Here is a 19,136-nt window from a genome sequence, read left to right on the forward strand (position 1 = left end):
ATCGCCAGAATGCTTTAAATATGGTTCTGGCATTTTGCGCGGCTAAACCACCCAAAGCCTGATCGATTCGTAATACTGTACTTGGGTTTCGGAGGCATAATTCCGGTGCTTCTCAAATAAAGCGACACAGCGGGCCAAGTCCTCATATCGCTTCATCTCCAAACATAGCGAAATGCAGAATAACGTTTCCTTCATCCCGCTTTCATAGCGTTCTTTCGTAAACTCATACACGGCTCTATGATAGCAAAACCAAAGATACCTGCGCGAATTAATCAGATCGTCTACAAAACAATCAAAGCGGTCGATCGCGCCGGCAAAGCGTTGCAGCACGTGATCAATACAAAAGCTGTGTGTATTCGCCGATTTTATAATCGTCGTCAATCCGGACAAAGTTTCATTCAGCTGGCCAAGGCTCTCTAAGTAGTCAGCGTATTCATCCAGAATGCCGGTATTGCCCATCAATACTTCAAGGGTGTAAAGATTTGCTTTCGCCCAAACTTTAAATTTTTCAACCTCTTGCCAGCCTGACTCGTCAAGAGGCTCAAACCAACTAAGATCGGCATAAGTTTGTACAACTTTTTTAGCTTCTTGGTAAAGCCCTCTTTTTTCCAAAACGGTCCCCTTAATTAACAGACCCATGCCAAAATAGTATACCAGGTGATGCTCTATTGATACTTCTTCCACCATTTTAAGCTTATAGAGAATGGAACTTAGTTCCGCAAGTTCTTCAGCAAACTTCTCGACCTCGTTTATTTTCTCCAACGAATAACAAACCTTAGCCAGTTTTAAAAGCGCCGCAAGCTGGAGATATTCCGGTAATCGTCTTCGGAAAGGTTCAAATTGAATAACCGATTTCCAGTTCTTCTCTTCATCCGTACCTTGAACAATCAGAAATAGCCGGTATTGGCTTATCGCCATGAACTCGGAGAAACTATCCTTGTTATTGTCGACCACCAGTTGATAAAAAAGTGCCGACTCCTCCAGTCTTCCGTTCTCGAAAAGCTTCTCCGCCGCAGCAAAGATTATCGATATGTTCTTGGGGTTATCGAGAATCTTGGAAACCACCGGTTCGATACAATCCACTCGACCAGTCTCTGCACATCGAACCAAATATGGAATTATCCGTGGTCTGGACAATTTATTGTCCGAGATGCATTCTTCCGTGTAGAGCTCGTACAGCCATCCGGGAGCTTTTCCAAAAACTTCTGCAAGAGCGTCCAAATGACCGATTGTCATGGCACGAGATCGGCCATTTAACACCATGCTTAAATTTCCGGCGTTAATCCCCGACAGTTCGGCTACTTTATTTAAATTGTAGCCATGCAGCTTCATCTGGTCTTCGATTTCCAACCGCAAAGAGCGATTATCCACCCGCACGGAACACCCTCCTCTAAATCTATAAAAACCATACTACAACAATGGAAGATTTACATAAAATAACAGGGTGATAAGAATTTCCTAGTAGGGTATCACCGCATCTATTTTCAGTTGGTATACCCTGAAGCCGATGCCTTCGCCGAATGAAATTCGAATAATGGAATGCACTGAGGATCGATGCGCACAAAAGCTGGTTTTTGCATTGTTCAATCGCCGTTCAAGGCGAAAAAAAGAATGCTTTAACCATAATTCTATTGCTATCCGATCTAGCGTTTTGCGCAGCTAAACCACCCAAAGCCTGATCGATTCGTAATACTGAATCTGTGCTTCCGATGCATAATTCCGGTGCTTCTCAAATAAAGCGACGCAACGGGCCAAGTCCTCGTATCGCTTCATCTCCAAGCATAGCGAAATGCAAAATATCGTTTCCTTGATCCCATTTTCGTAGCGTTCTTTCGTAAACTCATAAACGGCTCTGTGATAGCAGAACCAAAGATACCTGCGCGAGTTAATCAGATCGTCTAAAAAACAATCGAATCGGTCAATCGCGCTGGCAAAGCGCTGCAGCACGTGATCAATACAAAAGCCGTGTGTATTCGCTGATTTTACAATCGTCTCCAATCCGGACAAAATCTCGTTCAACCGGTCAAGGCTCTCCAGGTAATCCGCGTATTCATTCAGAATGCTGTCATTGCCCATGAATACTTCAAGGGTGTAAAGATTCGCTTTCGCAAAGACTTTAAATACTTCTACTTCTTGCCAACCTATCTCGTCAAGAGGCTCAAACCAACTAAGATCGGCATAACGTTGGACAACTTTTTTAGCTTCTTGGTAAAGCCCTCTTTTCTCCAATACAGCACCCTCAAATAATAATCCCATGCCAAAGTAATATACTAAGTGACGCTCTACCGATACTTCTTCCACCATTTTTAAATTATAGAGAATTGAACTTAGTTCCGAGAGTTCTTGTGCAAACTTCTCGACTTCATCCCACTTCTCCAACGAATAACAAACCTTCGCCAACTTCAAGAGCGCCGCAAGCTGGAGATATTCCGGTAATCGTCTTCGGAAAGGTTCGAATTGAATAACCGATTTCCAGTTCTTCTCTTCATCCGTACCTTGAGCGATCAGAAATAGCCGGTATTGGCTTATCGCCATGAACTCGGAATAATTGTCTTTGATGTTGTCGACCACCAGTTGATAAAAGCGCGCCGACTCCTCCAGCCTTCCGTTCTCGAAAAGCTTCTCCGCCGCAGCAAAGATTATCGATATGTTCTTGGGGTTATCGAGAATCTTGGAAACCACCGGTTCGATACAATCCACTCGGCCAGTTTCTGCACATCGCACTAAATATGGAATCACGCGCGGCCGGGACAACTTATTGTCCGAGATACATTCTTCCGTGTAGAGCTCGTACAGCCATCCGGGGGGCTTTCCAAAAACTTCTGCCAGAGCGTCCAATTGACCGATTGTCATGGCACGAGCCCGGCCATTTAACACCATGCTTAAATTTCCGGCGTTAATCCCCGTCAGTTCGGCTACTTTATTTAGGCTGTAGTCATGCAGCTTCATCTGGTCTTCGATCTCCAACCGCAAAGAGCGATTATCCATCCGCACGGAACAACCTCCCCTAAATCTATAAAACCATACTACCATAACGGGAATTAACATAAAATAACAGGCAAATAAGAATTTCCTAGCGTAAATCATAGTGAATTTTATTTAAAAAAAGTAACCTTGATGGGCAAATGCCAGTCAAGGTTACTAGGGTATGGCTGCATCGATTTTGGATTCATTCAGAGCTTCTTGAATGAGATCAATAACGTCCGGATCTCCTTCTTTCTCCTGAAATTCTTCTAATATGCCGATAACCCTGTCATCCTCGATCTGAGACAAGGCAGTTACCGCCGCACATCTAATATCGGGATCTGGGTCGCTAAGCAGATTGCTGAGAGGGGGGATTAGGCTTGGGGCCGGAAAAGATGCAGCGATATGCGTACACCAATACCTCACGCCGATATGTTCACTTTTTAGTGCCGAAATTAAATGCGGAACGACTTGTTCTATCGAAAACTTCATCAATACATCTTCAATCAGCTGATAAACCCCAAAGCCGCTGCCTTCGCCAAACGAATTTAGAAATAATGGAATGCACTGAGGATCAGGATGATTTAAAAAGTGTACCCTCACGTCGTTATACTTCTTAATGACTTCGAATTTTTCCTCCGTATCTTTAGAAAAGGGCTGATTGTCTTTCAAAAACATAATGGCTTGTGCAGAATTCATATATTTCATCGAATCCTCCTAAAGATCCAAAGATCAGCTCCAAGGAGTCACATCGTCCGTTCCAATCACAAAGACCTGCTTCCAAGGGTCCTTTAAATCAGCACTAAACGGCTGTTTTCCGTTGGAAATATGGCATGGAGTTTTGCTGCTTTTGGAATCGATATATTAGTGGTTCGTTTTATTTTTCTTATGGAATAACAGCCGCTCGCGCAAAACGGTTTCAATTTGCTCGTTACTATAACCAAGCTCGGCCAGCATTTTGGCCGTAACCCCGGCGTTCGCCATCGCCCTGCTTTGAGCATCGTGTATATCTTTGAGGCCGTATAGTCTCTCAAAGATCGCGCCAATCCGGGCAAGATAGAGAATCCGTTCCTCGCTTTCCCCGGCTAATAAATAATCATGCAGCATTGTATCATCCACACACTTTCAGCTTAGAAGACTTTTGAGCCATGAGAATGTACCGGTCCAGACGTTGACTTAGCTGCACCACCTCCTCGTGCGATAATGAACCTTTCTCCTCAACCAGTCGCACTAACTGCTGCCGTAGCTGTCTGATTTTCTGTTCTAGTTTCATACTCATACATATCCACCATCCTTATCTCTATAATAATGCCGTTTTTCCATATTAAGGGTCTTAGAATTTGAGAAATATTTTTTTCGACAAAAAATGCACCCTGGTACGTTTTGTCCTGAATGCTTCCTAGTCTGCGCTCATAAGAAAACCGCCCCTTGAAGAGGCGGTAATATCGAACACTATTGTCGGTTTATGGAGTGTATAATGAATTTAAGTAGGTTCAATTATTAGAGAAACCTTATTATCTTTATGGATTATTTCGGTAAGTATATGGTTCTATTCAGCAGCCATTGCTTCTGCTTTCGTTTTATGAACCGTACCAAATGGATGCTGAGGTGGAGCATAGATCGTATAAAGTTTAAGCGGGGTATTGCCCGTGTTTATTAAATTATGCCATTTACCAGCAGGTATCATGATTGCATCATCATCATATACCCTTTTTTCAAAATTTACGGTATCTTTAGTATCACCCATGCGGATGACACCTTGCCCCTCTTCAATACGCAAGAATTGGTCAACGGTAGGATGAACTTCTAAACCGATGTCTTGCCCGACATTGATACTCATCAGAGTCACTTGTAGGTTTTTCCCTGTCCATATGGCAGTACGAAATGTATTGTTTTGCTTTGTAGCCTTGTTAATATCCACAACAAACGGTGTTCTTCCATAATCTTTTACCTCAATACTGCCATTCATGTTTGATGATTGCCGATGACCGAATCGGTTTGAATGGTCTATTTCTTGGGGAACCGCCCAGTACACAGGTTGTCTTACATAGTTATATATTGGTTCGTTAACGTAGTACGGATATGGATACATATATTCAAAGTAATACATTTGGTTTACTCCTTCCCTTCACAAAGCATAAAATAGGTTATTCACGATGGCTTGGGAAGGGTACTTTTATTCTGTGATGTATTACTTTGAGAAATAGTTGCTGGCTCATCCTTGTTTTTAATTAAATTGTCCGTAAAGTTGCTACAAATAAAAGTTCCTTTCTCGTTCTTACGGAACTACGGAAAGTAGATAGGGTCTCTCTTACCGCTATCATCCAAAGATGCCACAAGCCGCTTGTTCTTGAACATCAATTATCAACATTATGGAATAATAAAGCCTTCGACAAAAAAACACCCTGAAACGTCAGGATGCTTGATGACCTAATAGGCCCGTCATATGTTCATGATTCCGCCATTTTAGTAGTCTGCCCCGTGATCAAGCAGTTTGATAATAGAAGATGGACTTTGAATAATAATCTCTAAATACTGCGTTCCGCTAAACAATCCAAAACCTAGAACCAACGTCAGGATAAAGCCTTTCATCTTTCCTGCATCTCCTCTCTTATTGCGACCAGTTGATAGTGTCTGATTTGTTGCATTGATGCTTGTCCTCGATGTTTTTCAAATAAGGAAACACAGCGGACAAAGTCCTCATGCCGATTCATTTTTTTGGCTAAGGACATACAGCATACCGTGTCATCAATGCCTTTATCAACGCGCCCTTTCCTGAATTCATAAACTGCCTTATGATAGCGAAACCAAAGATGTCTTCCAGAATTAATTAAATCATTGTCAAACATAGTGAAGCGCTCGATAGACCAGGAAAAACGCTCTAAAACTTGATCCACGCAGAAGCCGTAAATATTCGCTGCTTTTAGAATCGTGGTCAATCCAGACAAAATCTCGTTCACTTGATTAAGACTTTCTAAATATTCAGCGTATTCGTCTAGTATGCTATCATTACCCATCAAAACTTCAAGCGTGAAAAGATTCGCTTTCGCGAAAACTTTAAACTGTTCAGCCTCTTTCTGGCCCTCCTCGTCAAGCGACCCAAAAAATGATTCGAGATTAGCATAATCTTGTACGATTTTCTTAGCCCCGTCGAAAAGTCCTTTTTTCTCTAGCGCAATGCCTTTAAATAATAGACCCATGCCAAAATAATACACTAGGTGATGGTCAATCCCTAATTGTTCCACTGCTTTTAGTTCATTGAGAATGGAACTTAGTTCTATCAGTTCTTCTGCAAACCGTTCGACTTCATTCCATTTCTCCAACGAATAACAAACTTTGGCCAGCTTTAATAATGCTGCAGGTTGGTGGTTTTCCGGCAAGCGTTTTCTGAAAGGTTCAAATTGAATAACTGATTTCCAGTTCGTTTCAGCATCCGTGCCTTGAGCGATTAGAAATAAACGATAGTGGCTCATAGCAAGCATCTCGGAAAAACTGTCTTTTACATTGTCGACAACAAGTTGATAAAACCGTGCCGATTCCTTATATTTTGCCTTTTGAAACAGTTTTTCTGCAACAGGAAAAATTACGGATACGTTCTTCGGATTATCCAAAATCTTAGAGATCACCGGTTCAATACAATCGTTTCTGCCAACCTCGGCACACCGCACCAAGTACGGAATTAATCGCGGCCGGGACAATTTCTCTTCGGAAATGCATTCCTCCGTATATAACTCATACAGCCATCCGGGAACCTTTCCGAACACTCTTGCCAAAGCGTCTAATTGACGGATTGTCATTGCGCGGGAAACACCATTCAACGCCATGCTGAGATTTCCGACATTAATCCCCGTCAATTCAGCCACTTGATTAAGGTTATAGCCATGCAGTTTCATTTGGTCTTCAATTTCCACGCGCAAAGACCGGTTAACAATCCGCATAAAAGGCGCCCTCCTCAAATTTATAAGTTTATTTTACCACAATATACCATTACTATGAAACGAAAATATTCATAGTTTGGTTGAAAATAAGGATTTATTTTACATTTTTCATCAAAAAAATTTATCTGCTTTTCGCGAAATCTTGATTTTAAAGGAAGTTTTTCTCTTTTTTTATAGATTGGGTTTAATTAGGGAGGAATAAACTAAAATTAACCTTGGGTGAATCTATGGAGAAATGCAAACGACATTGCGGGTGGGAATGGGCTAATGAAGTACGAAACGAGCGAACGCAATGACATAATAGAACATAGCGGCTATGGCAAGAGCGGCATAACAGACACCTAGCGCATAGATTAGGCCTCTTCCCCCGTACCCCAACAGTTTCCAATACCACGCCAACGGTTCTTCCGAAAACTCACTCCAATAGGATTGGGGATGACGCGGTTTCCAAGCATCGGTCTGGGGCCGGTATTCACCTGGGTTTTGTTCCTTCATTACATCTCATCCTTTTTTCGAGGTTTTCCATGGAATATATGTGTAACCTGATTTCAGGGCGTTCCAACGGAATCAAAAAAAGATGACCCCTGACGAGTACAGGAATCATCTCTTAGCTGTGTAGAGGCTCTAGGAAATTCAGATACTCATTAACGGATGAACCCCTCCTCGTCTGACGATAAGCTTTTGCTCAACCAATCTCATCAACCGCTGCCGCAGCTTCCTAATTTTCCGTTTTAGCTTTTTATTCATATTAACCGTCCCCGAATCCTATTATATTGATCGTTTTCCATATACAGGATTTATGATTTTTGGAATAATTTTTTTCGACAAAGGCTTCTGTTAAACAATATTGAAGGTAATTGATGCCTGTCGAAATCTTGGTATACTCAATGTAGGAGCAAACATTATGTAAAATATATAAAAGGTGAAAATGATGATACGCAATTTTACATTAGACGATGTAGATTACATTATTAATTCGCACTATGAAATCTATAATAGGGAATTCCAGTACGATTTATCTTTCCGAGATTTTATTGAAAAGAGAGTAAAAGGCTTGGTAGAGAGGTCAGATGATAAGGAAAACATTTGGATTCTGGAAGTCGACGGAAAATCAAGTGGATCGATATGTATTATGAAAATCAATGAGGATAGTGCCCAATTGGGTTTATTTCTTGTTGCAGCTCATGTAAGAGGTGCCGGGTATGGCAATCGGTTGGTGAGAACAGCTATTGATTTTTGCAAGGAAATAGGGTTCAAGAGAATTATTCTTTGGACAAATAGTGAGCTTATTTCAGCAAGACGAATCTATGAGAAAAATGGATTTCAATTAAAAGAAACTCGAAGTCAAATCCTGTCTAACAAAGAACTTATCGAAGAACGATGGGAGTTAACTATTTAGTGTGGATTAGCGTCGACAAAAAAAGCATTCGGGAGTGTTTAGTCCCGAATGCTGCTCAGGCAGCTGTCAGAAATCTCTAAACGTAGCGTTAAACAGCTCTGACAGGATATCTGAGGAAACTTTCTATTAGTTCACCGATATTTGCAATGCTTTTACAATGCCTTTTACTGAGCTGAAAGGCGAATGAAAGACTACTGACAAAAACTTATTTCAGGAGAATGGACAATTATTGCATAGATTAATAACAAAGTTGTAATTATTAATAAGATGATAGAAATATTTTTTGAAAGCGCCGCACCCATATCATTTGGATACTTTCTGCCTAAATAGAAAGATATACTTAATAATATCATCATAAGTATTACAGTATAGTGAAACCCTTCTGAATCGCATGACCAAGCCTTTAATCCAAAAAAGTCAAATATTTTATCACCAATCATATTTTTATTGTTAAAACCAAAGTTGAATGAAATAAGTATCCCACTGATTAAAAAAATAAGCGATAGTGATCCGAATCCGATTTTTTTCATATTACCTCCCTACACTGGCCTTAAACTTTATGATTTATTTTATCAGAAGGCGAAGATAATAAGAACAAATCGTTGAAAATGAATTAGTTTAATCGAACCGTACATGCCACATTAAGATATACGCCCCTGTTTACTCCGCTGGTTTGTTGAGTAACAGATATCCTTTTGGATAGACTTCCCGTTATATTCACACTGTTGTCAATCTGCCCTGCCGGCTGTTTTACGCGTTCGTATTTTGGTCTTCCCAGTTGTCTTCGGCCTTTTTGTTGTTTCATGCCCTTCGGAATATTTTACCTTTTCGAACCTGTCCGCGCACAAACAAAGCACCTCACAACCATTACTTTGATTTGGAGGTGCTTTGTTTTTATTTAATTTATTGGGTTTTAAGGATTAGTAGTTACTTACCCCAAAGAACCCACAACCTTGATTTGTAATGGATATGTTTAAGCTATATGATTTAGACCATATTGGCATAGGCGCCCATAAGGTAACGTTATAAGTACCTGTAGCTGTTGCTGTAGCTGGATAGGTTATGGTAGTACCCGGAGTTGTTCCACTAATTGATGAATTCTGGGTATAGGGAATAACAGCATATGTGCCATTAGTATCGGCTCCTACATATTCCATTACATTTTCAGTTTTCGTAACTTTTACATATGCAGTAAGCTTCATAAATACCAATCCATCTCTTTCGCCGATAGGAATAATTGTTTTATAGTTTTCAAAGTCATATTTAATACCTGGATATTCACAAGCAGCCATTGAGATTGGGTCATTTGATCCTGAAGAAGAATCCCTTTTAATTTTCGTCTCATATTTGACTGAAGATCCGTCTTTAAAGGTAAAAGTTTTATTAATAACGTCTCCTACCTTAAGTTTTGCATGTGTTTCTTTTAGGTACTTTGAGTACGCTTCATCGATTTTCTTTTGATTTTCGGGTCTAAACGCCTCCTGGTTTTCTAAAGCATTGATCAATTTTTTGGTTTTGGGCAATTGTTTTACTTCTTCCAAAATTCGCTCATTTTTATTGCTGTCAACATTATTCAGATCGATATTGTTTTGTTCTGCATAATTCAAAATCTCTGATTTTGATTCTTGCAATAATTTCGAAAAATCTTCTTTCTGTGTAGCTGCAGCATTCGAAACACTTGATAATGAAAATAATAAAACAATTACAAATAAGAAAGTTTTTCTCATTCAGAAAATCTCCTTTCAACATAATTTAATTGATAGTTCATCAACCGCTGCGAAACTTCCTGACTTTCCATTTTAGCTTTTTATTCATATCAGCCTCCCTTCGATCCCATTATAAACAATATTTTCCATATACAGGATTTTTGATTTTTGGAATAATTATTTTCGACAAAAAAAGCATTCGGGAGCGTTTCGTCCCGAATGCTGCAAGCAGCTGTCAGAAGTCTCTAAACGTAGTGTTAAACAGCTCTGATAGGATATTTGAGGAAGCTTTCTATTTGTTGTTCCGACGCATGGTCCTTATATTGCTCAAACAAGGCGGTGCAGCGGACATAATCCTCATTCCGGCTCATCTTGTGGGCCAAGGAAAGGCAGTGTAACGTCTCATCCAGTCCTGCTTGGATTCGTCCGTGTCTGAACTCATAAATAGCTTTATGATACCTAAATCGAAGGTGTCGATCCGAAAGGATGAGATCGTCGTCAAAAGAATGAAAAGCATGAAGGTCTTCAGAAAAACGCGACAACACATGATCAACAGAGAAACTAAATGTATTTGCGGATTTTAAGATCGCGATCAATCCGGCCAGAATGTCCGTAAGCCTGTCAATGCTTTCCAGATAATCGGCATATTCGTCAATAATGTCTTCGTTCCCGGTTAGCACCTCAAGCGTGTATAAATTTGCTTTTCCCCAGATTTTAAGCATTTCTACTTCTTTTTGGACTTCTTCATCGAGCGGTTCCGGCCATTCCAGATTAGCATAGCCACGAACATATTTTTTGGATTGGTCATACAACCCTCGTTTTTCTAATGCAGCGCCTTTAAACAAAAGCCCAGCTCCGTAATAGCATACCAAATGTCGCTCGCTCTCAAGCTTTTCGCGAGTTCTGCACAATGCCATACTTAGTTCCGCTAGCTCATCCGCGAATTTCTCAACCTCGTCCCACTTCTGCAGCGCAAAGCAGGCTTTGGTCAGCTTTAATAGCGCCGCCAGTTGGTGATGCTCCGGCAGACGGTTTCTGAACGGTTCAAACCGAATGACGGCTCTCCAATTCTTCTCCGCATCGGTACCTTGTGCTATTAGAAACAATCGATAATGACTCACGGTCAACATCTCAGAGAAGCTATCCTTAGTCCCGTCAATCACGACTTGGTAGAAATGCTCTGCTTCCTGCAATCTCTCCATCTGGAACAACTGCTCTGCCGCGGCAAAAATAATGGATATGTTCTTCGGGTTATCAAGAAGCTTGGAGATCACCGGTTCAATACAATCATGACGGCCGAGCTCTGCACATCGCACCAAATAAGGAATCAACCGCCGCCGGGACCATTTTTCCTCCGAAATGCATTCTTCTATGTACAGCTCGTACAGCCAGCCGGGAGCTTTACCAAAAAGCTTGGCCAAAGCATCCAAATGACCGATTGTGATCGAACGGGCTACACCATTAAAGGCTCGGCTTAAATTTCCTGCGTTGCTCCCCGTTAGCTCAGCCACTTGATTGAGGTTATAGCCGTGCAGTTTCATCTGGTCTTCAATTTCCCAACGCAAAGGACGATTGACACCCCGCACGAAGAAACCCTCCCCCTAGAAATTTAGATTAATTTTACCTTAATATCCCATAGAAATAAAACGAAAAGACGACAATCAAATAAATGCGCATACAACCAAGTGTCAGCGAGGCGCTGGATTATGTCGCAGCAGCATTCGGGAACATGGAGAAACAGTACCCACAGCTATTCTGCCCATTCGCTTAATCCCCAATCTTTTTATTGGGACAACAAAAAAGGATAGATTCCTCTACCCCTTCTTTGTCTTTTTCTGTAACTCAACTCAGCGAATGAATACACTGGAATTATCTCCATGCAGTTTGTCCACATGATCGATGATTTCGGTAATATTAGCACTTTCCAACTGGAAGCGGTCATTTAAAGTGATAATCCACTTATCGTCAATGTAAGATACTAAAATTACTCCATTAACAGCTTTAATGGCAACGTTACGCATTTTTGCATCTTTCAAACCCATAATCTCATCATACAAAGGATGCGGTTCGCCATCTCTAAACAGTTCCATAGAAACCTCCGTTTTAGAATTAGGTTGCCCCAGGCGTAACCATTTTAATTCCTTAAATGGATTTCAAAACTTTTATATTATTTAAACGAGCTCTAAGCCTCCCATGACGGGAGGCTCAGTTCATAACAATCAAAATATTTCACTAGCGTCCGGGGCTAAATTCCGAACATGCTTTAAATAGGCGGTGACGCGCTGATCGTCTTCCACAGGGTATTCGTAATTCAAGCGGTTCGCCACATCCTGCGCGGTTCGGCGGAACAAGTCCCCCATGGCAAACAAGGCCTGCCAGACTCCTTCATAGGTTGCGTCCGGGAAGGTGGACATCAATTCGTGCCAGATCTCCCTCGAAAGATGCTTCTCCAGATATTTGCCGTTTTTGCCTGTGCTGATCGAAAAATTGGTCTGGATGCCAACCTGCCATTCGAGCATCTGAATAAGCATCGGTCTCACGGCCACATTCAAATGATCCTGGGCATAAAGCATTTCCTGCCTCCATAAGCCTTTGACCACGTACGTGGATACCCACCAAAATTCATTGCAGCAATCGGCAAAAAGCTTGGCCGACGGGCGCTCTACCCAATAATCCTCGTCTGTTGGGGCCGGAAGCTGGGGAAGACAATCGTCTTTGTCCAACAAAACGACGGATAGCGTATCGTCGTTGTTCCAGTTGTCCTTCTGCTCGAACGGACACAGGGTCAGGTCGATCCGGTTGCCATCCGTGAACAGCATCAGGTAGGGGAACTTTCCGTCCAGTTCGGGAGGAATAAGCTTCATCTCTTCCGGCTTCTGCATGATAATTCGGCTGCCAAAGCGGTCGATCCACTGCTTATCTTCCACAAAAGAAGGCAGATCATGAACGATAAACACAATGTCGTAATCCTGAAACGCATCTTTCGGGGCATTCGGATTGGTTCGCGACCCGTTCATCCCGACCGCCCGGATTCGCTCATCGTTGCTGGCGATATCCAAAATTAAATTCATCATTTCCTGTTCGCTTCTCATCCTCGTTCCAACCTCCATCGAATATAGTCAGGGTTCGGCATTCGAACGAGGCAGGCGGTCCGCGAATACGGACAATATCGGACGCTTTTAGATCGAAACGTTATAATTTATCCAACAGCTTTTTCATGATTATCATCCTCCTGTCTCTTGATTATAACTCCAGTTTATGGAAGGATACAGTACTTCTTCCGTTACCCGGCTAACCGTACCTCGCCATCATCTCGGCCAGCCTCCGCTTGATGTCATCGATCAGCTCCGGCGGGCATTTCACGGTCGCATCCGTGCCCAAACCGATGAAAAACTGCGCCAGAAACGGAATGTCCCCCTTCGGCATGCGGCCTTCCAGCCACCCGGTGCCGTCCTCGCGGCGGTGCAGCTTGGTCGCCGACCAATATTCGGCCTCGCATCGATGAACCCCTTCCTCGCTCAGCTCCACATACAGATTCGTGAATTGCTGCTCCGACGGGAGCAGCGCCTCCCGGTTGCCGAGGTGGAGATGCCGGAGGTCGAGCGGCTGCGTCCCGGAAGTGTCTTCTGTCGCAGACCTGATCCGGTCACACCGGAACAAGCGGATATCTTCACGAAGGAAGCAGTAGGCGGGGCAGTACCATAAGCCGCTGCTGGCATAAATGCCGATCGGCTGGATGAGTCTGGCGGACACGCTTTCGCGCGATCCGTATTCGATGCGGATCACCTTTTGCCGGATGGCTCCGTCCAGCAGGATCGATAAATAAGGGAACTTCGCCTGTCTCGACGGGATCACAAAATCGATCCGGTTCTTCATCTCATCGATCCGGTCGCGGACATCCCCCGACATGTAAAAATAAAATTTGCTCAAGGCGGAGGATGATTCCGTCTCGAAGGGAAGGTAGGCATAGTGGCGCAGCGCATGACACGCGAAAAAGATCGCGACAGCCTCCTCCTCGGCAAAGGCGATCGGGGGCAAAATCCGTTCGTTCAAGACCTGATACCCCCCGTGTGGTCCCACCTCCGAATACAACGGCACCCCGAGCTCGCTCAATTCCTGCAAATCGCGCAGAATCGTCCTCGTCGATACGTTAAACTCGGTCGCGAGCTCCTTGACGGTAAATTTCTTCTTTCGGTTGACGGTCATCATCAATTCCATCAGTCGTTTCGATTTGGACATGGCCCGGCTCCGATTTATTTTTGTATTTGTGACAATAGTTGTCACTATTATAGGCTACAATAAGAATCAAGTCCAGCAGCTGGATAGCTGTGTTGGAACATATCCCAAAACCTAAAGGAGTTGTATTTACGATGACCGTGCAATTGACCGCCTTCTTAATGATGGACGGAAAAGCAAAGCAAGCTATTGAGTTTTATAAAGAAGCATTGGAGGCAAACGTCCTTTTTATCCAAACTTATGGCGACGCACCGGAAAACCCCGAATCCCCTCTGCCAGCACATATGAAGGATTTCGTGTCGCACGCCGTTTTAAAAGTCGGCATGGCAAACATCATGGTTGCCGATATGGAGCCTGGCACCCCTCATCGAAGCGGAAACCAAGTTCAAATCTGTATTACGACCGACGAAATAGAGAAGACCAAGAAGTTTTACGAATTGCTGAAGCAAGAAGGTCAAGTGGAGATGCCGCTGCAGCAAACCCATTTTAGCCCTGGCCTTGCCGTCGTTACCGACAAGTTCGGTGTAGTCTTTCAAATTGTCACCATGACCTCGGAAGAAGCGGTCATTCGAGGACATCAAAAGGATAGCTGACGTTCTGACAGGAACGATAAGCGCAATAAAGCAGTTGCAGTCCAGGTCCTTCGGGTGCCTGGCCCGTCACTGCTTTTTTCATCGGCCGAAACAGGAGTATTGAAATTACGTGAAAAGGCGGTAAATAAGTTGACATCGCCAAAGGGTAAGACCATCAGCAAGTAATCAAACGGGTCACGTGGGTCGTGTCGCTCGGCGTTTTACTCGCCGCGAGCCCCATTCCGGAGTTGGCCCCCGTTACGATCACGGTGCGGTCCCGGATCCGAATCCCTCCTTTTTTCCATTATTATAGTGCTTCGGCTATCGTTGCAGATAAAGAATGTTCCGCCTGAACCGGGTGAGGGGCATTCTTTTTTTTAGTCGAATTTGGATTTGACAGGGACGAAAACCAGGCATAAAATTAAATTATTTAATTAATGATGTCTAAAATATTCAATGATCTATCTAACCGGCATTTTCTGGTGCCGGAGACGGATCTAAGCGAGCGGAGATGATCATGAAGCATGTTGAAGTTGTTTGCTTATTTGAAGCCGTACCGTGTGCCTATCGCTATCGTGCTGGCTTTGATCTTCCTACAGTCTTTATCCGACTTGTATCTGCCTACGCTTATGGCCGATATTGTCGATATCGGAGTCGTGCAGGGAGATACGCCCTATATTTTGCGGATCGGGGGCTTCATGCTGCTGGTGGCGGCGGGGGGCACGATCTGTTCCGTTGTGGCGAGCTATTACTCCTCCAAGGTGGCTGCAGGCTTCGGCCAGCGGCTGCGCGGCAGCGTGTTCGAGCATGTGGAGAACTTCTCGCTGCAGGAGTTTGACCGGATCGGCACGGCTTCGCTGATCACGAGGACGACCAACGATATCACGCAAGTGCAGCAGGTGCTTACGATGATTCTGCGGATGATGGTCAGTGCGCCGATGCTCTGTATTGGGGGGATCATCATGGCCGTATCGCAGGACGCCAAGCTGTCGCTGGTGCTGATCGTGATTATCCCCGTACTGGTCGGAGCGATTTTCCTCATTGCGAGCAAAGGCATTCCGCTGTTCAAAGAGATGCAGAAGAAGCTCGACAAGCTGAATCTGGTGCTGCGCGAAGGGCTGACCGGGATTCGCGTCATTCGTGCGTTTAACCGTGCCGGGCACGAGAAGCAGCGGTTTAACGACGCCAACCTCGACCTGACCGGGACGGGGCTGAAGGTGAACCGGATTATGGGGGCCATGATGCCCGTCATGATGCTGACGATGAATTTTGCGACCATCGCGATTATTTGGTTCGGCGGCTTCCGCATCGATAGCGGCGATATGCAGGTCGGTTCGCTGATGGCTTTTCTGCAGTACGCGATGCAGATCATGTTCTCGTTGATGATGGTGTCCATGATGTTCGTCATGATTCCGCGCGCGTCGGTTTCCGCCGCACGCATTCGCGAGGTGCTGGACATGGTGCCAACGCTGAACGACCCCGAGCAAGCCAAGAACGGGGGGACGCTGAAAGGCCACGTCGAGTTTCAACAGGTGTCGTTCAGTTACCCGGGCGCGGAAAAGCCGGCGATTTCGGACATTACGTTCAAAGCCGGTCCTGATGAAGTAACGGCGATCATCGGCGGCACCGGCGCGGGTAAATCGACGCTGATCAGCCTCATTCCGCGGTTTTACGACGTGGCTGGAGGGCGTGTGCTGGTGGACGGCACGGACGTCAGGGAGATGACGCAGGAGACGCTGCGCGCCAAGATCGGATTCGTTCCGCAAAAAGCCGTGCTGTTCTCCGGAACGATCCGGGACAACATCCGGTACGGCAAAGAGGGTGCGACGGAGGAAGAAATGCGCCATGCGGCCGACATCGCGCAAGCGACGGAATTTATAAGCGAGATGAAGGACGGCTTCGATTCCGTTATCGCGCAAGGCGGCTCGAACGTATCGGGCGGGCAGAAGCAGCGTCTGTCCATTGCCCGCGCGCTGGTGCGGCGGCCGGATATTTACGTGTTCGACGACAGCTTCACGGCGCGCGATTTCAAGACGGATGCGAAGCTGCGGGCCGCCCTGCGGGAAGAGACGGGAGAGGCTACCGTGCTGATCGTGGCCCAACGGGTCAGCACGGTGATCGACGCTGACCGGATCATCGTCTTGGACGAAGGCCGGATTGCGGGCATCGGCCGACATCGGGAGCTGCTGGACACCTGTAAGGTGTACCGCGAAATCGTATCCTCGCAGCTTTCCGAAGACGAGCTTGCCGGAAGCGGCGCGGCCCAGAAACCGGGAGAAACGGACGAAGCCGCGGTTGCTTTGCGCGCCGGAAAGGAGGAGGCCCGATGAGTGAACAACGAAAAGCCCCAGGACCCGGCGGCGGAGGTCCGTTCGGAAGAGGCCCGGGGATGGGCATGCCCGTGCAGAAGGCGAAGGATTTTAAAGGCACCTTGAAACGGCTGACCCGGTATTTGCTGCCCCACAAATTTCAATTGCTAGCCGTGTTTGTTGCGGCGATTATCAGCACCATATTCAGCATCGTCAGTCCGAAGTTGATGGGGCAGGCGACGACCAAGCTGTTTGAGGGCCTGATGCAGAAAATGAAAGGCGTGCCGGGTGCGCACATCGATTTCGCCTACGTCCATTATATTCTGCTGATGCTGGCGGTATTGTATATCGTGAGCGCGGCGTTTGCTTATGTGCAGCAGTATTTGATGGCCGGCGTAGCGCAGAAGACGGTGTACGACCTGCGCAAAGAGGTGAACGAGAAGCTGGCGCGGCTGCCGCTCAAGTTCTTCGATTCGAAGACGAACGGCGAAATTCTGAGCCGCGTCGTGAACGACGTCGACAACATCAGCAGCACGCTGCAGCAAAGCTTGACGCAGCTGATTACATCTCTGATCACCTTGGTCGGCGTCATCGCGATGATGCTGACGATCAGCCCGATTATGACGCTGATCGTGTTCCTGACGCTGCCGCTCAGTCTGCTCGTGACCAAAGCGGTCGCCTCGCGTTCCCAAGGCTACTTCAAGGAGCAGCAAAAAGCGCTCGGCGAGCTTAACGGGCACGTGGAGGAAATGTACACGGGCCACAAAATCGTCAAAGCGTTCGGCCGCGAGCGCCAGTCGGTCGATACGTTCAACAGCATTAACGGGAAGCTCTACGAGTCTGGCTGGAAGGCGCAGTTTATTTCCGGCATCATCATGCCGATGATGAGTTTTATCGGCAATGTCGGCTACGTTCTTGTCAGCGTCGTTGGCGGGCTCTTGGTTACGAAGCGATCGATCGAGATCGGCGACATTCAGGCGTTTATTCAATATTCCAGGCAGTTCTTCATGCCCATCACCCAGCTGGCGACGATTGCCAACGTCATTCAGTCGACCATCGCTTCGGCGGAACGCGTGTTCGAGCTGCTGGACGAACCGGAGGAAGACCCGGAGCATGCCGAGGGGAAACGCCTTGGCTCGGCGCAGGGGGAGGTGCGGTTCGAAAGCGTCCGGTTCGGCTACAAGCCGGATGACGTGCTGATCGACAACATGAACATCGACGTCAAGCCGGGACAGACGATCGCGATCGTCGGCCCGACCGGCGCAGGCAAAACGACGCTGATTAACCTGCTGATGCGCTTCTACGAGGTTGGTAACGGCCGAATTACCATTGACGGCACGGATATTACGGAGATGAAGCGCGGCGACCTGCGCAGCTTGTTCGGCATGGTGCTTCAGGATACGTGGCTGTTCAACGGGACGATCCGGGACAACATCGCGTACGGCCGCGAAGGCGCAAGCGAGGACGAGATCGTGCAGGCCGCGCGGGCGGCGCATGCGGACCATTTTATCCGGACGCTGCCGGACGGCTACGATACGGTCTTGAACGAGGAGGCGTCGAACATTTCGCAAGGCCAGAAGCAGCTTCTGACCATTGCCCGCGCGATCCTCGCCGACCCGGCGATTCTGATCCTCGACGAAGCGACCAGCAGCGTCGATACGCGGACGGAGGTTCACATTCAGAAGGCGATGAACGAGCTGATGAAAGGAAGAACCAGCTTCGTCATCGCGCACCGCTTGTCCACCATACGCGAGGCCGACCTGATTCTCGTCATGAACAAAGGCAGCGTGATCGAGCAAGGCACCCACGAGGAGCTTCTTGAACAAGGGGGCTTTTATGCCGAGCTGTACCGCAGTCAGTTCACCGGCGGAGGACGGGGACAGGAGGCGGGTTGAGCCGAAGGCTCTACCTGAAGGAACAACCGCAGGCGCGTCCTGCGGTTGTTTTTTTTGCATGGTTCCACGAAATCAAAATCGTGGCACAAGGCTGGAAATCCAGACTTCAAAGTCCTT

The 19,136-nt window shown here is 45.9% G+C and carries 18 protein-coding genes; 4 read left to right on the forward strand and 14 right to left on the reverse strand.

Annotated features, from left to right (window positions below; genetic code table 11):
- Nucleotides 1–42 precede the first annotated feature (42 nt).
- From QJ48_RS15610 to QJ48_RS15635, 8 genes are all read right to left on the reverse strand, one after another.
- Nucleotides 43–1,377 (reverse strand): helix-turn-helix transcriptional regulator, encoded by a 1,335-nt coding sequence (locus QJ48_RS15610; protein WP_237762926.1) that lies wholly within the window; start codon nucleotides 1,375–1,377, stop codon nucleotides 43–45.
- A gap of 282 nt (nucleotides 1,378–1,659) precedes the next feature.
- On the reverse strand, nucleotides 1,660–2,994 hold the full coding sequence (locus tag QJ48_RS15615; RefSeq protein ID WP_237762927.1) for a helix-turn-helix transcriptional regulator: 1,335 nt from the start codon (nucleotides 2,992–2,994) through the stop codon (nucleotides 1,660–1,662).
- A gap of 147 nt (nucleotides 2,995–3,141) precedes the next feature.
- The gene (locus QJ48_RS15620) at nucleotides 3,142–3,672 is read right to left on the reverse strand and encodes a HEAT repeat domain-containing protein (protein WP_237762928.1); all 531 of its coding nucleotides are present in this window, start codon (nucleotides 3,670–3,672) and stop codon (nucleotides 3,142–3,144) included.
- 156 nt (nucleotides 3,673–3,828) lie between these two features.
- Nucleotides 3,829–4,071, reverse strand: a complete 243-nt coding sequence (locus tag QJ48_RS15625) for a hypothetical protein (RefSeq protein ID WP_054974494.1) — start codon at nucleotides 4,069–4,071, stop codon at nucleotides 3,829–3,831.
- A gap of 4 nt (nucleotides 4,072–4,075) precedes the next feature.
- On the reverse strand, nucleotides 4,076–4,243 hold the full coding sequence (locus QJ48_RS35950; protein ID WP_010503758.1) for an aspartyl-phosphate phosphatase Spo0E family protein: 168 nt from the start codon (nucleotides 4,241–4,243) through the stop codon (nucleotides 4,076–4,078).
- Nucleotides 4,244–4,513: 270 nt separating this feature from the next.
- On the reverse strand, nucleotides 4,514–5,074 hold the full coding sequence (locus tag QJ48_RS15630; protein WP_054974495.1) for a cupin domain-containing protein: 561 nt from the start codon (nucleotides 5,072–5,074) through the stop codon (nucleotides 4,514–4,516).
- 356 nt (nucleotides 5,075–5,430) lie between these two features.
- Complete coding sequence (locus QJ48_RS39175; protein ID WP_272948126.1) at nucleotides 5,431–5,556, reverse strand: hypothetical protein; 126 nt, start codon at nucleotides 5,554–5,556, stop codon at nucleotides 5,431–5,433.
- Nucleotides 5,553–6,902, reverse strand: coding sequence for a helix-turn-helix transcriptional regulator (locus QJ48_RS15635; protein ID WP_054974496.1), 1,350 nt, complete (start codon nucleotides 6,900–6,902; stop codon nucleotides 5,553–5,555). The genes QJ48_RS39175 and QJ48_RS15635 overlap by 4 nt, the downstream gene beginning before the upstream one ends.
- Nucleotides 6,903–7,830: 928 nt before the next feature.
- On the opposite strand from QJ48_RS15635, the gene QJ48_RS15645 reads away from it, so the two are divergent.
- Nucleotides 7,831–8,301, forward strand: a complete 471-nt coding sequence (locus QJ48_RS15645; protein ID WP_054974498.1) for a GNAT family N-acetyltransferase — start codon at nucleotides 7,831–7,833, stop codon at nucleotides 8,299–8,301.
- Between the two features lie 191 nt (nucleotides 8,302–8,492).
- Here the strand turns inward: QJ48_RS15645 and QJ48_RS15650 are convergent, their stop codons facing one another.
- The 6 genes from QJ48_RS15650 to QJ48_RS15675 all read right to left on the reverse strand — a co-directional run bounded on the left by QJ48_RS15650 (nucleotide 8,493) and on the right by QJ48_RS15675 (nucleotide 14,246).
- Nucleotides 8,493–8,831, reverse strand: coding sequence for a hypothetical protein (locus tag QJ48_RS15650; protein WP_054974499.1), 339 nt, complete (start codon nucleotides 8,829–8,831; stop codon nucleotides 8,493–8,495).
- Between the two features lie 390 nt (nucleotides 8,832–9,221).
- Nucleotides 9,222–10,028, reverse strand: coding sequence for a hypothetical protein (locus QJ48_RS15655; protein ID WP_054974500.1), 807 nt, complete (start codon nucleotides 10,026–10,028; stop codon nucleotides 9,222–9,224).
- A 236-nt stretch (nucleotides 10,029–10,264) separates the two neighbouring features.
- Entirely contained in the window at nucleotides 10,265–11,593 is a 1,329-nt protein-coding gene (locus tag QJ48_RS15660) for a helix-turn-helix transcriptional regulator (RefSeq protein WP_054974501.1), read from the reverse strand.
- A gap of 261 nt (nucleotides 11,594–11,854) precedes the next feature.
- Nucleotides 11,855–12,097 carry a hypothetical protein gene (locus QJ48_RS15665; RefSeq protein WP_054974502.1) on the reverse strand — a complete coding sequence of 81 codons (243 nt, stop codon included), beginning with the start codon at nucleotides 12,095–12,097 and terminating at the stop codon, nucleotides 11,855–11,857.
- Between the two features lie 129 nt (nucleotides 12,098–12,226).
- Nucleotides 12,227–13,099: an aminoglycoside 6-adenylyltransferase gene (locus QJ48_RS15670; protein ID WP_054974503.1), complete on the reverse strand. Its 873-nt coding sequence runs from the start codon at nucleotides 13,097–13,099 to the stop codon at nucleotides 12,227–12,229.
- Between the two features lie 199 nt (nucleotides 13,100–13,298).
- Nucleotides 13,299–14,246 (reverse strand): YafY family protein, encoded by a 948-nt coding sequence (locus QJ48_RS15675; RefSeq protein ID WP_054974504.1) that lies wholly within the window; start codon nucleotides 14,244–14,246, stop codon nucleotides 13,299–13,301.
- Between the two features lie 131 nt (nucleotides 14,247–14,377).
- Between QJ48_RS15675 and QJ48_RS15680 the strand changes: the two genes are divergently transcribed.
- The 3 genes from QJ48_RS15680 to QJ48_RS15690 all read left to right on the forward strand — a co-directional run bounded on the left by QJ48_RS15680 (nucleotide 14,378) and on the right by QJ48_RS15690 (nucleotide 19,019).
- Nucleotides 14,378–14,836 carry a VOC family protein gene (locus QJ48_RS15680; protein ID WP_054974505.1) on the forward strand — a complete coding sequence of 153 codons (459 nt, stop codon included), beginning with the start codon at nucleotides 14,378–14,380 and terminating at the stop codon, nucleotides 14,834–14,836.
- 503 nt (nucleotides 14,837–15,339) lie between these two features.
- Nucleotides 15,340–17,145, forward strand: a complete 1,806-nt coding sequence (locus tag QJ48_RS15685) for an ABC transporter ATP-binding protein (RefSeq protein WP_054974506.1) — start codon at nucleotides 15,340–15,342, stop codon at nucleotides 17,143–17,145.
- Nucleotides 17,142–19,019: an ABC transporter ATP-binding protein gene (locus QJ48_RS15690; RefSeq protein ID WP_054974507.1), complete on the forward strand. Its 1,878-nt coding sequence runs from the start codon at nucleotides 17,142–17,144 to the stop codon at nucleotides 19,017–19,019. The genes QJ48_RS15685 and QJ48_RS15690 overlap by 4 nt, the downstream gene beginning before the upstream one ends.
- The last annotated feature ends 117 nt before the right edge of the window (nucleotides 19,020–19,136 follow it).

The organism is Paenibacillus sp. A3, from assembly GCF_001399685.1.
GTDB lineage: Bacteria > Bacillota > Bacilli > Paenibacillales > NBRC-103111 > Paenibacillus_G.

Excerpts from the sequence above, each read along its gene's own strand:
- QJ48_RS15655 (WP_054974500.1), bottom strand. The coding sequence starts at position 10,028 with ATGAGAAAAACTTTCTTATTTGTAATTGTTTTATTATTTTCATTATCA.
- QJ48_RS15675 (WP_054974504.1), bottom strand. The coding sequence starts at position 14,246 with ATGTCCAAATCGAAACGACTGATGGAATTGATGATGACCGTCAACCGA.
- QJ48_RS35950 (WP_010503758.1), bottom strand. The coding sequence starts at position 4,243 with ATGAGTATGAAACTAGAACAGAAAATCAGACAGCTACGGCAGCAGTTA.
- QJ48_RS15645 (WP_054974498.1), top strand. The coding sequence starts at position 7,831 with ATGATGATACGCAATTTTACATTAGACGATGTAGATTACATTATTAAT.
- QJ48_RS39175 (WP_272948126.1), bottom strand. The coding sequence starts at position 5,556 with ATGAAAGGCTTTATCCTGACGTTGGTTCTAGGTTTTGGATTGTTTAGC.
- QJ48_RS15635 (WP_054974496.1), bottom strand. The coding sequence starts at position 6,902 with ATGCGGATTGTTAACCGGTCTTTGCGCGTGGAAATTGAAGACCAAATG.
- QJ48_RS15680 (WP_054974505.1), top strand. The coding sequence starts at position 14,378 with ATGACCGTGCAATTGACCGCCTTCTTAATGATGGACGGAAAAGCAAAG.
- QJ48_RS15625 (WP_054974494.1), bottom strand. The coding sequence starts at position 4,071 with ATGCTGCATGATTATTTATTAGCCGGGGAAAGCGAGGAACGGATTCTC.
- QJ48_RS15650 (WP_054974499.1), bottom strand. The coding sequence starts at position 8,831 with ATGAAAAAAATCGGATTCGGATCACTATCGCTTATTTTTTTAATCAGT.
- QJ48_RS15685 (WP_054974506.1), top strand. The coding sequence starts at position 15,340 with ATGTTGAAGTTGTTTGCTTATTTGAAGCCGTACCGTGTGCCTATCGCT.
- QJ48_RS15620 (WP_237762928.1), bottom strand. The coding sequence starts at position 3,672 with ATGAAATATATGAATTCTGCACAAGCCATTATGTTTTTGAAAGACAAT.
- QJ48_RS15665 (WP_054974502.1), bottom strand. The coding sequence starts at position 12,097 with ATGGAACTGTTTAGAGATGGCGAACCGCATCCTTTGTATGATGAGATT.
- QJ48_RS15630 (WP_054974495.1), bottom strand. The coding sequence starts at position 5,074 with ATGTATTACTTTGAATATATGTATCCATATCCGTACTACGTTAACGAA.
- QJ48_RS15690 (WP_054974507.1), top strand. The coding sequence starts at position 17,142 with ATGAGTGAACAACGAAAAGCCCCAGGACCCGGCGGCGGAGGTCCGTTC.
- QJ48_RS15670 (WP_054974503.1), bottom strand. The coding sequence starts at position 13,099 with ATGAGAAGCGAACAGGAAATGATGAATTTAATTTTGGATATCGCCAGC.